Source organism: Arthrobacter sp. C9C5 (genome assembly GCF_013359735.1).
Lineage (GTDB): Bacteria > Actinomycetota > Actinomycetes > Actinomycetales > Micrococcaceae > Arthrobacter.
This window is the reverse complement of the sequence record NZ_JABFMX010000014.1, coordinates 92101-105274: the sequence shown is the minus strand read 5'-3', so window position 1 is coordinate 105274 and position 13174 is coordinate 92101. Positions and strand designations below refer to the sequence as shown.

The window sequence follows — 13174 nt, the reverse complement described above, 5'->3', positions numbered from 1 at the left end:
CAAGCCGAGGCCCGGGTTCCCTTCCGGAAAGGGAAGAGCCACGCCATGACACGGAAGCCCCTGGCCGTTTCCGGCTGGTCATCCTGTGATGGCGTGGCCCCTGCGACCCCAGTGCCGCTAAGTCCAAGGCTGCCGGGTTGACTGATGCTCCCCTGCCGGGTGGCACCCGCAGCCCATGGTTGGTTTTCCCCTGAGACCGCACGCGCCTGCACGGCGCGGCTAGCTAGAACCTATGTGATCCAAGTCGCTAAAACAAGAGTCTCCAACCAGATTTCTGTCAAAAATGGCTGTCAAGAACGTGTCTAGAAGAGCACGGTCGCAAAAGTTCCCACCTGGTGGAAACCCACCCGCTCATAGCTGGCGCGGGCCCGGGTGTTGAAGTCGTTGACGTACAGGCTTGTGACGGGCGCCAGGGTCTGGGCGAGGACCACGACGGCGGCCATGTAGCCGGCGCTCAGGCCCAGCCCGCGGAATGCCGGATTCATCCAGACGCCCTGCACCTGTGTGACCTCCGGTGTCACCGCACCGAGTTCGGCCTTGAACACCACGTCGCCGTCCGGACCCAGATGGACCAGCGAGTGGCCGGCCCGGATCAGGCCCTTGACCCGGCGGCTGTAGTATTCGCGGCCGCCCAGGTAAGGCGAATAGCCCACTTCCTCCTCGAACATGGCCGCGCAGGCGGGCAGGATCCGGTCGAAGTCGGCGAGGTGGCCGAAGCCAAGCGCAGGGTTGGGCTCGACCACGGGCGGCCCGGCGATGGTCAGGAGTGGCTGCTCGCTGCGGATTTCCTGGGCGGAATGGCCCAACTGTTCCAACCCGGAGTACAGCGCCAGGACCGCCTCGGCCGGGCCGAAGATGGAGGCGTAGCGGCGGCCTGTCCGGTGCGCCACGGCTGCCACCGCACCGGCAAGCTCCGGATCCAGCTGCACCGGCACCAGGTTGGCGCCGGCCCAGCAGGCGCCGACCAGGACGCCGCCGTCGAACACACCGAAGATGCTGGCGCCGCCGGCGGTGGGCGACGCCGTCCCGGCGGTCTCGAGATGGGACAGGATAAAGACGTTGGCGACGGCGTCCTGCCGGGCCAGGTCCAGCAGGGCACGGGTGTCCGCACCCGCCAGGACCCTGACGGTGAGACCGGCAGCGGCGCCGGTTGCGGCGCCGTCCCTACGAGACGCTAACCACGGGGCTACCCTGGACAGCATCTTCGCCATCGGACTCCCCCATCTCTTCAGCGAGACGCATGGCCTCTTCGATCAGTGTCTCAACGATCTGGTCTTCGGGAACAGTCTTGATGACCTCGCCCTTCACGAAGATCTGGCCCTTGCCGTTGCCGGACGCGACGCCGAGGTCCGCCTCCCGGGCCTCGCCGGGACCGTTCACCACGCAGCCCATGACGGCGACGCGCAGCGGGACTTCCATGCCTTCCAGTCCGGCCGTGACCTGCTCGGCCAGCGTGTAGACGTCCACCTGGGCGCGGCCGCAGGAGGGGCAGGAAACAATCTCGAGCTTGCGCGGGCGCAGGTTCAGGGACTGCAGGATCTGGTTGCCCACCTTGATTTCCTCCACCGGCGGCGCGGAGAGGGAAACCCGGATGGTGTCGCCGATGCCGCGGGAGAGCAGCGCGCCGAAGGCCGTGGCGGACTTGATGGTGCCCTGGAACGCCGGACCCGCCTCGGTCACGCCGAGGTGCAGCGGCCAGTCGCCCTTTTCCGCCAGCATTTCGTAGGCGGCCACCATGATCACGGGGTCATTGTGCTTGACCGAGATCTTGAAGTCGTGGAAGCCGTGCTCTTCGAACAGCGAGGCTTCCCAGACGGCGGATTCGACGAGGGCTTCGGGGGTGGCCTTGCCGTACTTCTTCAGGATGCCCGGCTCCAGCGACCCGGCGTTGACGCCGATCCGGATCGAGGTGCCGTGGTCCTTGGCCGCGCGGGCAATTTCCTTGACCTGGTCGTCGAACTTGCGGATGTTGCCCGGGTTCACGCGGACGGCCGCGCAGCCGGCCTCAATCGCGGCGAACACGTACTTCGGTTGGAAGTGGATGTCCGCGATCACCGGAATCTGTGACTTCCTGGCAATGATCGGCAGGGCCTCGGCGTCGTCCGCGGACGGGCAGGCCACCCGGACAATGTCACAGCCGGAGGCCGTGAGTTCGGCGATCTGCTGCAGGGTGGCGTTGATGTCCGTGGTCGGAGTCGTCGTCATCGACTGCACGCTAATCGGCGAGTCGGAGCCGACGCCGACCGAGCCCACCTTGATCTGGCGGGTCTTCCGGCGCGGGGCAAGAACGGGGGGCGGTGCCGACGGCATTCCCAGGCTGACCGAGGTCACGTGGACTCCTCTGTGAATCGAATTCTAGGTCGATGGATCGATGGCGGGTTTGGCGCTGCGGGCTAGGCCGCGTGGCCGGCCAGCTGGCCGGTCACCGGAGCCCAGACCATCGTGCGGGTGCCGGAGATTGCACTGGCACCGGCGAAGGGGTCCTGCTTGAGGAGCTCGTTCAGTGCCTGTTCGTCCGCCGCCTTGAAGATGAGCAGGGCGCCGGCACCGTCCGAGTAGGGGCCGCTGGCGAGGATGATGCCCTCCTGCGCGAGTGCGGCGGTCCATTCGCGGTGCGCGGGACGGGCAGCGTCCCGGGCTTCGGCGGATTCAGCATCGTAAACGTACTCAACAGCAAAAACAGTCATACAGATACCCTAGCGCCCTGCCCGCCCGGTTCCCATCCGCCCGGGCCCCTTCCGCTTGAAGAGGATGCGCGACGGCGGCCCGGCTTCCGCTCGCATCGTCGGGCGCCGTTTCCGTCGGGACGGGCGTGTCAGCCGAGGAAAAGCACCTTGGCGAGGGCCGCGACTCCGGCCGCCCACAGCAGCGAGGTGAGGGTGCCGATGATGAACCGCTCGGCGGCCACCGGCGTTTCCTTCAGCTCCGCGAAGCGTCCGAGGCCCTTGATCGCGACGACGTAGGCGATCGCGACGGGCTGGCCGGTCAGGATGGCCAGGCAGACCGCTAACCGTTCGAGCACGCCGATGATCGCGCCGCCGCGCAGGATGCGGGTGCCGGCTCCCGGAACCGCTGGAGCCCCTCCGGTGCTGTCCGCAGCAGCCTCAGTGGCCGCGCCGCCCTCCACGGGCTGGGCGGGCGCCGCCGCAGGCCGGGTGATCTCGCCGTCGACCGTCCCGTCCGCGTCGGGGCCGTCTGCGGCGCGGGGACCGCCGGCGGCGTCGGCCCGGCTGTCCGAACGGTCATCGATGGTCCGGGCGAGCCGGAACACCAGGGCGGTGACCGGCCAGCCGGCGAACCCGGCAACCAGCAGGGCCAGCGTGATCCAGAGGGTGTTCACCGGTCTCCTTCGCTAGGGGCTTGGCGGGCGGCGTTCTGCCTGGCGGAGTTCTGCCTGGCGGCGTTGTCCGGCCCGGCGGTCAGGCCGTTGCCCAGGGCCAGCAGCATTTCCGCCGCAGGCCTCGCCGCCCATTCTTCCTGCCAGCCGGAGCGAAGCAGCGCGCGGCTCACCGATTGTTCCGTGATTCCGAGTTGCCGGGCAGCGATCTTCTGCGTCCCGTGGGCGCCTGCGTGTCCTTGCCGGATGCCACGCAGCACGTCGACCACCTTCCACTGCGCGGCGGTGCGGTCCTGGACAAGGCGCCCGATCAGCCGGAGCACGGCCTCCGCGTTGGCGCACTCAGGGGCGCCCGGCGAATCTTCCGCTGGGCGGGCGGCACTCCCCAGCCGTCGGCCGCCGGAGACGACGGCGAGCGGGACGTGGGAGGAGGCGGACTTGGCCCGCTCCACCGCGAGGCGGGCCGCGACGAAGGCCGGCCCCGAGCCTTCCCGCGGGCTCGCAGGCAGCGGGAGGTCCACGGGCCCGACGCCGATGCCCACGTACCAGCGCCCGCTGCGGAGCGCGTGCAGGGCGATCTCCACGACCTGGCCGGGGCGTTCCAGCACGCCCTGGACCTCGTCGCCGACGGAGCGCTCGAAGCGTGCGGCGGGGGAAAGCTGCGCAAGTTCGGCCAAGAGCCCCGGGACGCGGTCGACGTCGGTGCTGCTGCCGCGCTGATCGATGGTCATCACGTACATAGCCCAACCCTAGGCGGCTGATGCCAATGAATCAACCATTTAGAACTGATTATTCAGAATCAGCCGAAATAAGCTGACGGAAGATAAACAGTCTGTGACGGTTAACTGGTGATCGGTTCCGGCGTCGTCCTCGTGGGGGCGCGTGACCACAGGCGACGCTCCCACCGTCCCCGGCCGGCAGGGCGTGGCTGGCCTAGCCGAAGAGGTTGACCGGCTTGACGATGTCCGCGTAGATCAGCAGCGCGCCCATGCCCATCAGTAGCGCGGCCACGACGTACGTCACCGGCAGCAGCTTGGCGATGTCGAACGCACCGGGGTCCGGCCGGCCCAGCAGCCGGGCAATCTGGCGGCGGGCCCCCTCGTACAGCGCCCCGGCCACATGGCCGCCGTCGAGCGGCAGCAGCGGGACAAGGTTGAACACGGCCAGCGCGAAGTTGAGCCCGGCGAGCAGCCCCACCAGGGCGGCCAGCCGGCTCTGCAGCGGGACCTGTTCCATGGCGGCGACCTCGCCCGCCACACGGCCCACCCCGACGACGCTGATGGGACCGTTGGGGTCGCGCGGCTCCTCGCTGAACGCGGCCTGCGCCACGCCTGCTACGCGGGCCGGGAGGTTCACGACGACGCCGGCGATCTGCTTGATGTTCTCGCCGGCCAGCGGCAGCACGGCCGACGCCGGCTGCTGCATGAGCGCGGTCTGGGCGCCGATGCCCAGGAAGCCGACGTCCTGGTAGCGGAGCTTGCCGTCGGCGTCCTTGGCTTGCCGGCCGTCCTCGCCGACGACCGGACGCGAGGACAGCACCGGGGTGACAGTGGTGGCGACCGGGGCGCCGTCGCGCTCCACCGTGATGCTGACCTGCTTGCCCGCCGAAGCGCGGATCCAGCCGGTGAGCTCCTCCCAGTTGGTGACCGCCTTGCCGTCGAAGGACGTGATGCGGTCGCCCGGCTTGAGGCCCGCGGCGGCGGCGGGAGTGGGCTTGCAGTCGGCCGAGTTGGGATCCACGGTCTCGCCGGCCTTGACCTGGCATTTGGAGACGTCGGCGATGGTGGTGGTGGACGCGGACACGCCGAAGCCCATCAGCAGGACGGCGGTCAGCGCCACGCCGATTAGCAGGTTCATCGCGGGGCCGCCGAGCATGATGATGATCTTTTTCCAGACCGGCAGCCGGTAAAAGACCCGGTTCCCGTCGTCCGGGCCGATTTCCTCGTGCGCCAGGGACCGGGCGTCGGCGGCGAGGGACTGGAACATGCCGGTACTGGAGGGTCGGACGCTGCCGTCGGTCTTGTTCGGCGGGTACATGCCGATCATGGAGACAAAGCCGCCCAGCGGGATCGCCTTGAAGCCGTACTCGGTTTCGCCCCGGCGCCTGGACCAGATGGTGGGTCCGAAGCCGATCATGTACTTCGTGACCCGCACCTTGAAGAGCTTGGCCGGGACCAGGTGCCCCACCTCATGCAGGGCGATGGACACGGCGATGCCGATCACGACGAAGACGACGCCAAGGATAAAGAGGACAACGGGGCTCATGCTGGGCTTTGCTACTTCCTGGGCACTGGTCGGCTACTTCTTAGGCACTTCCCACGGACAAACGCTCAAGCGTCCGCGCGCGTGCCCACTGTTCAGCATCCAGCACGGATTCGACCGTCAGCCCGGAGGATCCTGAATGCTCACTGAGGACGGCTTCGATGGTATCGACAATATCGGTGAAGCGGATCCGGCCCGCGTGGAAGGCCGTCACGGCTTCCTCGTTGGCGGCGTTGAAGACCGCCGGGAAGGTGCTCCCCCGCCGGGCAGCGTCCTTGGCCAGGCCGACGGCGGGGAACGCCCCGGTGTCCAGCGGCTCGAAGGTCCAGCTGGTGGCCTTGCTCCAGTCGCAGGGCTGAGCGGCCCCGGCCACCCGGTCCGGCCAGCCCAGGCCCAGGGCGATGGGCAGCCGCATGTCCGGCGGCGAGGCCTGGGCAATGGTGGAGCCGTCCACGAACTGGACCATCGAGTGCACCACCGACTGCGGGTGGACCACGACGTCGATCCGCTCCAGCGGGATGTCGAAGAGCAGGTGGGCCTCGATGACTTCCAGGCCCTTATTGACCAGGCTCGCGGAGTTGGTGGTGACCATCAGGCCCATGTCCCAGGTGGGGTGCGCCAGGGCATCCCGGGGGGTGACGTCCTGCAGCTGTTCCCGCGTCATGCCGCGGAACGGGCCGCCGGAGGCCGTCAGCACCAGCCGGTCCACCTCTGCCGCCGCGCCGGACCGCAGGCACTGGGCAATGGCGGAGTGCTCGGAGTCGACCGGGACGATCTGGCCCTCGCGGGCGGCCGCCTTGACCAGGGCTCCGCCCACGATCAGGGATTCCTTGTTCGCCAGCGCCAGCGTGGCGCCGGACTTGAGCGCGGCCAGGGTGGGGGCGAGCCCGATCGAGCCGGTGATGCCGTTGAGCACGACGTCGGCGGGGATTTCCGCGATCCGGGTGGAGGCGTCGGGGCCGGTGATGATCTCCGGACGGTAGCCGGTGACGCCGGCCGCGCGGGCGGCGTCGTCGATCAGCTGTTGAAGCGCCGCGGCGTCCCCACTGGCGATTCCGACGGCCCTGGCCCGGGTATGCACGGCCTGCCGGGCGAGGAGGTCGGGGTTGCCGCCGCCGGCGCTGAGGGCCACGATCTCGAAGAGGTGCGGGGCGCCGTCGACGACGTCGATGGCCTGGGTGCCGATGGACCCCGTGGATCCGAGGAGGACGATTGTGCGCGGCTGCATGGCTTAAGTATCCCGTACCGGTTCGGTAGCCCGGGTCCACCCGGGCGATTACACGGACACTGGCGTCAGTTACGCCGGCTTCAGCTCGTAGCGGCGTTCGGGACGGCCCGCGCCGTACTTGAGGCGGACGCCCACCCTGGCCTCATCGTGCAGGTACTCCAGGTAGCGGCGGGCGCTGACGCGGGACGTGCCCAGCAGGTCCGCGACTTCGGCCGCTGACAGATCCGCCTCGGCCGCCTGGAGCACGTCGACTACCCGTCGGAGGGTCTCGGCGCTGCACCCTTTGGGGAGGCGGATTTCCGTCCGCTCCGTGTGCCCGGTGCGTTCCAGCCCGAAAACCCGGTTCACGTCCGCTTGTTCGGCCACGTCCTTGGCCTGGTCCAGTCCCTGGTAGGCGTTGCGATAGTGCTCCAGCCGCTCCTGCAGGTCCGACTGCGAAAACGGCTTGATCAGGTAATGCACGATTCCGCCCCGCAGTGCCCGGCGGACGGTCTCGACCTCGCGGGCCGCGCTGATCACCAGCACGTCCAGTTCCGGCGCCGTCTCCCGCAGCCTGGCCATCAGGTCCAGCCCATTGATGTCGGGGAGGTGAATGTCGAGAAGGACGAGGTCAGGCTGCAGCCGGGCGGTTTCCGCGAGCGCCTGGGCTCCGTTGTGCGCCAGGCCGACGACGGCGAAGCCCGGTGTGCGCTGAATAAATCCGGAATGGACTTTTGCCACCATGAAGTCATCGTCAACGATGAGGACATTGATCACGGCCTGCCCACCTTTCCTTTCCCCGGCGCCCGCTTGGCGGGCGTCCTTTTCAGCCGGGCCGTAAAGACCGCCCCGCCGTCGTTTGCCACTGCGAGGGTCCCGCCGCTGCGCCGGCAGACCACGCGCGAGAGTGCCAGGCCAAAGCCCCGGCTGCCGTCGGGCCCGGGTTGCTTGGTGCTGAACCCCTGGCGGAAGATCTCATCGGCCGCCGCGCCGTCGATGCCCGGGCCGGTGTCCCTTACGGTCACGATAATTTCCCCGTGACTGTCCTCGACAAGGACCCGGACAGAAGCCTCCGCTGCCCCTGTAACGGCGTCGAGTGCGTTGTCCACGAGGTTTCCGACGACGGTGGTCAGGTCCCGGGAAAGCTCGTCCCCCACCTGCGACAGTGACGACGCGGGGTCCAGTTGCAGCAGCACTCCGCGCTCCACGGCAAGGCTCGACTTGGCGATGAGCAAAGCGGCGAGCGCCGGGTCCTGGATGCGGCTGGTCACGTCGTCGCTGAGCCGCGTCCGGTCCACGGAAACGCCGTTGACGAACTGCACCACGGAGTCGTACTCGCCAATCTGGATCAGTCCCGAAATGACGTGCAGCTGGTTTGCGAACTCGTGGGCCTGCGCCCTGAGGGTGTCCGTGGCCGTTCGCGTTGCACCGAGCTCGCGTTCCAGTGACGAGAGCTCAGTCCGGTCACGCAAGGTAGCGACGGAACCCATAACGCGGCCCTTCGAACGAATCGGCACCCGGTTCAGCACCACCAGGCGCTCCCCCACCAAAACCATCTGGTCCTGCCCTGGTTGTTCGCCCGTCATCACTTCCTTGAGCGCCGGTTCAACCGGGAGCCCGGCCAGGTCCTTTCCCACGCAATCCGCCGGCAGGCCCAGCAGCGCCCGGGCACTGTTGTTCGCCACGGTAATCCGTCCGCGGAGGTCCAGCGCCACCACTCCCTCCTTGAGCCCGTAAAGCATCGCCTCGCGGTTCTCCACCAGGCCGGAGATTTCGCTCGGCTCCATGCCGAGGGTCTGCCGCTTCACCCTGCGGGACAGCAACAAGGAGCCGGCAACGCCGAGCACGCTGGCGACACCCAGGTAGGTCAGCAGGTTAGGGATGGCGTCGCCCAGCCGTTCCCACGCTGAAGGGTAGTTCCGGCCGATCGAGGCAATGCCGATCATGGTGCCGGAATCGTCCAGGACGGGAACGTGGGCCGAGAGCAGGGCGGTCCCCGGTCCTCCCACCACACCGGTCCAGGCCCGTCCCTCCATGACGCGGCTCTCCCCTAGTTGCAGCGAGCGGCCCAGCAAGGACGGGTCTGAGGAGGCCACAACCGTGCGGTCCAGCTTGGCGAGCGCGACCTGCGATGACCCGGAAACCGTTCGGACGGATTCCGCCACCGATGGCAGGGCCGAGCCTTTTGCCGGCTCTGCCGTGGGAAGCAACGCCCGGACGGCGGGGTTGCTGCCCAGCGCTTCGGCGGCTGACAACGCCCGGCGACCCTCGATCCGCTCGAAGGCGGCAGCAGACTGCGCCAGCGAAATGGCCACGACGCCCACCAACACGGCCATGACAATAAGCAACTGCAGAACCAGATACTGTCCTGCCAGGGACATTCCTCTTCGTCGAGTCACGAACTGTCTTTCCTCAGGGTGCTTGCCACGTCGCGGGAGCGGGGGAACGGCGCGTCTGTGCATCACAATCCGCGGCGGTGCCGTGAACTATACCCCACCCAACGGTGCCGCTTCCCTCCAGTGCGGGCCGTGTGAAGTGCCGGAAACGTGAACGAAATGAACTTAACTTTCTCTGCGTACACAAGAGTGGCCCCCGTCACATCGGCCCCTAACATCAAACCACTGGCCAGTCCGCTGGCCGATTATTGACTACCTAAATTTGAGAAGAGGAAACATGCGCCAAATCCGCGCATTGCGAATTGCCGCCGTCGCTGCCGGCATCGCCCTGATGGCCACCGGCTGCGGTGCCACCGGCAAGAGCTCCACCGGTACGGCTAGCTCCGGAGCCGCGGCGGGGCCCATCACGGGACTGCAGATTCTGGTGCCCAACACCCCGGGCGGAGGGTACGACACCACGGCCCGCGCCGCCGCGAAGGTCCTCGACGACGAGAAGATCGCCAGCAACACGGAGGTCTTCAACCTCGCCGGCGCCGGCGGTACGGTGGGCCTGGCCCGCGTGGTCAACGAGAAGGGCAACGGCGACCTCGCCATGCTGATGGGCCTCGGCGTCGTCGGCGCGAGCTACACCAACAAGTCAGGGTCGAAGCTGACGGACACCACTCCGCTGGCCCGGCTCATCGAAGAGCCCGGCGCGATCATGGTCGCCAAGGACTCCCCGTACAAAACCATCAAAGACCTGGTGGCGGCGTGGAAGGCCAATCCCGGATCGATCAGCGTAGGCGGCGGCTCCTCCCCCGGCGGACCCGACCACCTTCTCCCCATGCAGCTGGCCGGTGCAGTCGGCATCGACGCGACGAAGGTCAACTTCGTTTCCTACGACGGCGGCGGCGATCTCCTTCCGGCCATCCTCGGCAACAAGCTCGGCTTCGCCGCCTCCGGCGCCGGTGAGTACCTGAAGCAGATCGAATCCGGCGAAGTCCGGGTGCTGGCAACCAGCGGGGACAAGCGCCTCGAAGGCGTCGACGCCCCCACGCTCAAGGAATCCGGCATCGATTTGGTCTTCAGCAACTGGCGCGGTGTTGTTGCCCCTCCCGGCATCAGCGACGCGGACAAGGCTTCCCTGATCGCCGCCCTGGAGAAAATGCACGGCACCGCTTCGTGGAAAGAGGCCCTCAAGTCGCACAGCTGGTCCGACGCTTTCCTCACCGGTGACGAATTCAAGTCCTTCCTGACCGAGCAGGACAAGCGCGTGGCCGACGTCTTGACGAAGCTTGGACTGGCGTGACGTCCTTGACTTCCAGGCTCAAAGGCCGCTCCGAGCTGGGGGTAGCCCTCCTGCTCGGGGCGGCCGGCGGGCTGGTCCTCTGGGACGCCGTCGGCCTGGTGACCCCGTACTCCAAATCGGACCCGGTCGGCCCGAAGACGGTTCCCTACATCGTGGCCGGCCTGCTGCTTGTGTGCGCGGTGATGCTGGCCATCAACGTGCTGCGGGGCGGACACGGCGAGACTGAAGGCGGCGAGGACGTCGATTTGTCCCATCCCGCCGACTGGAAGACCGTGCTTCCCCTCGCGGGCGCGTTCATTGCCAACGTCCTGATTATTGATTGGGCGGGCTGGGTCATTTCCGGAACCGTTCTCTTCTGGGGCAGCGTCTGGGCCCTGGGCAGCCGGCACTACGTCCGCGACGGGCTGATCTCCGTTTCCCTGTCCCTGCTCACCTTCTATGGCTTCTACCTCGGCCTTGGTATTTCGCTGCCCGCCGGGCTGCTGGAAGGGATCCTCTAAATGGACGTCTTTAGTTCACTGATGGACGGCTTCGCCACCGCCCTGACCCCCATGAATTTCCTCTACGCCGTGATCGGAGTGGTCTTAGGCACCGCCGTCGGCGTCCTGCCGGGACTGGGCCCGGCGATGACCGTGGCGCTGCTGCTCCCCGTCACGTACGTGCTGGAACCCACCAGCGCCTTCATCATGTTCGCTGGCATCTACTACGGCGGCATGTACGGAGGATCCACCACCTCGATCCTGCTGAACACCCCCGGCGAGTCGTCGTCCGTGGTCACGGCCATTGAAGGCAACAAGATGGCCAAGGCCGGGCGGGCCGCGCAGGCGCTGGCCACCGCTGCCATCGGTTCCTTCGTGGCCGGGACAATCGGCACCGCCCTCCTCGCGGTCTGCGCACCCATTGTGGTCAAGTTCGCCGTCAGCCTTGGATCGCCGAGCTACTTCGCCATCATGGTCCTCGCGCTCCTGGCCGTCACCGCAGTGCTCGGTTCCTCCCGCCTCCGCGGTTTCGCCTCGCTGGGCCTGGGCCTGGCGATTGGGTTGGTCGGCATGGACTCGGTCACAGGGCAGGCGCGCCTCACGTTCGGCCAGCCGCTGCTCAGTGACGGGCTCGACATCGTGGTGGTAGCGGTGGCCATCTTCGCCGTGGGTGAAGCCCTGTGGGTGGCCGCCCACCTTCGCCGGACCCCGCTCCACATCATCCCGGTGGGGCAGCCCTGGATGGGCAAAGAGGACTGGAAGCGGTCCTGGAAGCCGTGGCTGCGTGGAACCGTGCTCGGCTTCCCGTTTGGTGCGCTGCCCGCCGGGGGCGCGGAAATCCCGACCTTCCTGTCCTACGTCACGGAAAAGCGGCTCACCAAGCACCCCGAGGAGTTCGGCAAGGGCGCCATCGAGGGTGTCGCCGGACCGGAAGCCGCCAACAACGCGGCGGCGGCCGGCACCTTGACCCCGATGCTGGCGCTGGGGCTGCCAACCAACGCCACCGCCGCCGTGATGCTGGCGGCCTTCACCTCGTACGGCATCCAGCCGGGGCCGCAGCTGTTCGAGAGCGAGGGACCGCTGGTGTGGGCCCTCATTGCCAGCCTTTTCATCGGAAACTTCCTGCTGTTGGTCATCAACCTGCCGCTGGCACCGCTCTGGGCAAAACTCCTGCAACTGCCGCGACCCTACCTCTACGCCGGGATCCTGTTCTTCGCCACCTTGGGCGCCTACTCCGTGAATCTGCAGGCGTTCGACCTGGTGATCCTGCTGGTCCTTGGCGCGCTCGGGTTCATGATGCGGCGGTTCGGCCTGCCGGTCCTGCCGCTCATCCTCGGCGTGATCCTGGGCCCGCGGGTCGAGGGCCAACTGCGCAAGACACTGCAGCTCAGCGCCGGGGACCCGGCCGGCCTGTGGAGTGAGCCGATCGCCGTCGGCATCTACGTCATCGTGGCGATCATCCTGGCCTGGCCGTTGCTGCTGAAGGCCTGGCGCAGGTCGCGGCCCCAGGCGGAGCCGGCGTTTGCCGGCATGCCCGCCACGTCGGAGGCTGACCCTGACCGGACAGACGCCGGTGGCGCGAACCCCCACCCCTTCGATGACCGCGACCTGGACACCACCAGGAACACAGCAGCAGGACGACAGGAGCGACCATGAGCATTATCGTTGGCTACCTTCCCTCTCCGGAGGGGACGGCGGCACTCGAAGCAGCCATCACCCAGGCCCGCAAGGACGCGAAACTCCTGGTGGTGATCAATTCCTCCCGTGGCGACGCCCTCGTGGACAAGCGCTACGCCGAGAATGAGGAAATCGCCGGGATCGAAGAGCGGCTGAAGAAGGAGGGCATCGAGCACCTCGTCCAGCAGCCGGTCCGTGGAAACGACGCAGCCAGCGAGGTCTTGCAGGCAGCGGAACAGCACCGGGCGGACCTGATCGTCATCGGCCTTCGGAGGCGCACCCCGGTGGGGAAACTCATCATGGGGAGCACGGCCCAGCAGATCCTCCTCGAGGCAGGCTGCCCGGTGCTTGCCGTAAAGGCTGCTCACCAGTCCTAACCGGACCCTAAGCGATGGGAGCCTACGGGCGCCGTCGGCATAAAGAAGCCGAAAACAAGAAGCACGGGCCGGGAGTCCTCAGACCCCCGGCCCGTGCTTTTGTGTCCAACAGGTACCTGTGGCGCCGCTAAGCCCGAGATGACAGTTCGCG

Annotated in this window: 13 protein-coding genes; 4 read left to right on the top strand and 9 right to left on the bottom strand. The window is 67.7% G+C overall.

The features are described from left to right. Positions 1-302 precede the first annotated feature (302 nt). The 9 genes from HNO80_RS12500 to HNO80_RS12460 all read right to left on the bottom strand — a co-directional run bounded on the left by HNO80_RS12500 (position 303) and on the right by HNO80_RS12460 (position 9187). Entirely contained in the window at positions 303-1202 is a 900-nt protein-coding gene (locus HNO80_RS12500) for a GNAT family N-acetyltransferase (RefSeq protein WP_175323199.1), read from the bottom strand. Beyond that, positions 1165-2331, bottom strand: a complete 1167-nt coding sequence (gene ispG, locus HNO80_RS12495) for a flavodoxin-dependent (E)-4-hydroxy-3-methylbut-2-enyl-diphosphate synthase (RefSeq protein ID WP_138769799.1) — start codon at positions 2329-2331, stop codon at positions 1165-1167. The genes HNO80_RS12500 and ispG overlap by 38 nt, the downstream gene beginning before the upstream one ends. A gap of 62 nt (positions 2332-2393) precedes the next feature. Beyond that, complete coding sequence (locus tag HNO80_RS12490) at positions 2394-2687, bottom strand: YciI family protein (protein WP_175323173.1); 294 nt, start codon at positions 2685-2687, stop codon at positions 2394-2396. Positions 2688-2815: 128 nt separating this feature from the next. Beyond that, positions 2816-3340, bottom strand: coding sequence for a hypothetical protein (locus HNO80_RS12485; RefSeq protein ID WP_175323172.1), 525 nt, complete (start codon positions 3338-3340; stop codon positions 2816-2818). After that, on the bottom strand, positions 3337-4077 hold the full coding sequence (locus tag HNO80_RS12480; protein WP_249777320.1) for a MarR family transcriptional regulator: 741 nt from the start codon (positions 4075-4077) through the stop codon (positions 3337-3339). Before HNO80_RS12480 ends, HNO80_RS12485 begins: the two co-directional genes overlap by 4 nt. Positions 4078-4270: 193 nt before the next feature. After that, positions 4271-5602, bottom strand: a complete 1332-nt coding sequence (locus HNO80_RS12475) for a M50 family metallopeptidase (protein WP_175323171.1) — start codon at positions 5600-5602, stop codon at positions 4271-4273. Positions 5603-5642: 40 nt separating this feature from the next. Then, on the bottom strand, positions 5643-6827 hold the full coding sequence (dxr, locus tag HNO80_RS12470; RefSeq protein ID WP_175323170.1) for a 1-deoxy-D-xylulose-5-phosphate reductoisomerase: 1185 nt from the start codon (positions 6825-6827) through the stop codon (positions 5643-5645). Positions 6828-6896: 69 nt separating this feature from the next. Next, positions 6897-7583, bottom strand: coding sequence for a response regulator (locus HNO80_RS12465; RefSeq protein ID WP_175323169.1), 687 nt, complete (start codon positions 7581-7583; stop codon positions 6897-6899). Next, positions 7580-9187, bottom strand: coding sequence for a sensor histidine kinase (locus HNO80_RS12460; protein ID WP_175323168.1), 1608 nt, complete (start codon positions 9185-9187; stop codon positions 7580-7582). Before HNO80_RS12460 ends, HNO80_RS12465 begins: the two co-directional genes overlap by 4 nt. A gap of 292 nt (positions 9188-9479) precedes the next feature. Here HNO80_RS12460 and HNO80_RS12455 point away from each other — a divergent pair, with 292 nt between their 5' ends. The 4 genes from HNO80_RS12455 to HNO80_RS12440 are packed head-to-tail and all read left to right on the top strand — an operon-like array spanning position 9480 to position 13023. Further along, positions 9480-10490 carry a Bug family tripartite tricarboxylate transporter substrate binding protein gene (locus HNO80_RS12455; protein WP_175323167.1) on the top strand — a complete coding sequence of 337 codons (1011 nt, stop codon included), beginning with the start codon at positions 9480-9482 and terminating at the stop codon, positions 10488-10490. Continuing rightward, positions 10487-10990, top strand: coding sequence for a tripartite tricarboxylate transporter TctB family protein (locus HNO80_RS12450; RefSeq protein ID WP_175323166.1), 504 nt, complete (start codon positions 10487-10489; stop codon positions 10988-10990). Before HNO80_RS12455 ends, HNO80_RS12450 begins: the two co-directional genes overlap by 4 nt. Continuing rightward, a complete protein-coding gene (locus tag HNO80_RS12445) occupies positions 10991-12625 on the top strand; it encodes a tripartite tricarboxylate transporter permease (RefSeq protein ID WP_249777319.1) in 1635 nt (544 codons plus the stop codon). After that, positions 12622-13023: a universal stress protein gene (locus HNO80_RS12440; RefSeq protein ID WP_175323165.1), complete on the top strand. Its 402-nt coding sequence runs from the start codon at positions 12622-12624 to the stop codon at positions 13021-13023. The genes HNO80_RS12445 and HNO80_RS12440 overlap by 4 nt, the downstream gene beginning before the upstream one ends. Positions 13024-13174: the final 151 nt, after the last annotated feature.

Bases quoted from the DNA above. Each gene is read 5' to 3' on its own strand.
- dxr (WP_175323170.1), bottom strand. From the start codon at position 6,827: ATGCAGCCGCGCACAATCGTCCTCCTCGGATCCACGGGGTCCATCGGC.
- HNO80_RS12475 (WP_175323171.1), bottom strand. From the start codon at position 5,602: ATGAGCCCCGTTGTCCTCTTTATCCTTGGCGTCGTCTTCGTCGTGATC.
- HNO80_RS12490 (WP_175323173.1), bottom strand. From the start codon at position 2,687: ATGACTGTTTTTGCTGTTGAGTACGTTTACGATGCTGAATCCGCCGAA.
- HNO80_RS12500 (WP_175323199.1), bottom strand. From the start codon at position 1,202: ATGCTGTCCAGGGTAGCCCCGTGGTTAGCGTCTCGTAGGGACGGCGCC.
- HNO80_RS12455 (WP_175323167.1), top strand. From the start codon at position 9,480: ATGCGCCAAATCCGCGCATTGCGAATTGCCGCCGTCGCTGCCGGCATC.
- HNO80_RS12480 (WP_249777320.1), bottom strand. From the start codon at position 4,077: ATGTACGTGATGACCATCGATCAGCGCGGCAGCAGCACCGACGTCGAC.
- HNO80_RS12440 (WP_175323165.1), top strand. From the start codon at position 12,622: ATGAGCATTATCGTTGGCTACCTTCCCTCTCCGGAGGGGACGGCGGCA.
- HNO80_RS12445 (WP_249777319.1), top strand. From the start codon at position 10,991: ATGGACGTCTTTAGTTCACTGATGGACGGCTTCGCCACCGCCCTGACC.
- HNO80_RS12460 (WP_175323168.1), bottom strand. From the start codon at position 9,187: ATGTCCCTGGCAGGACAGTATCTGGTTCTGCAGTTGCTTATTGTCATG.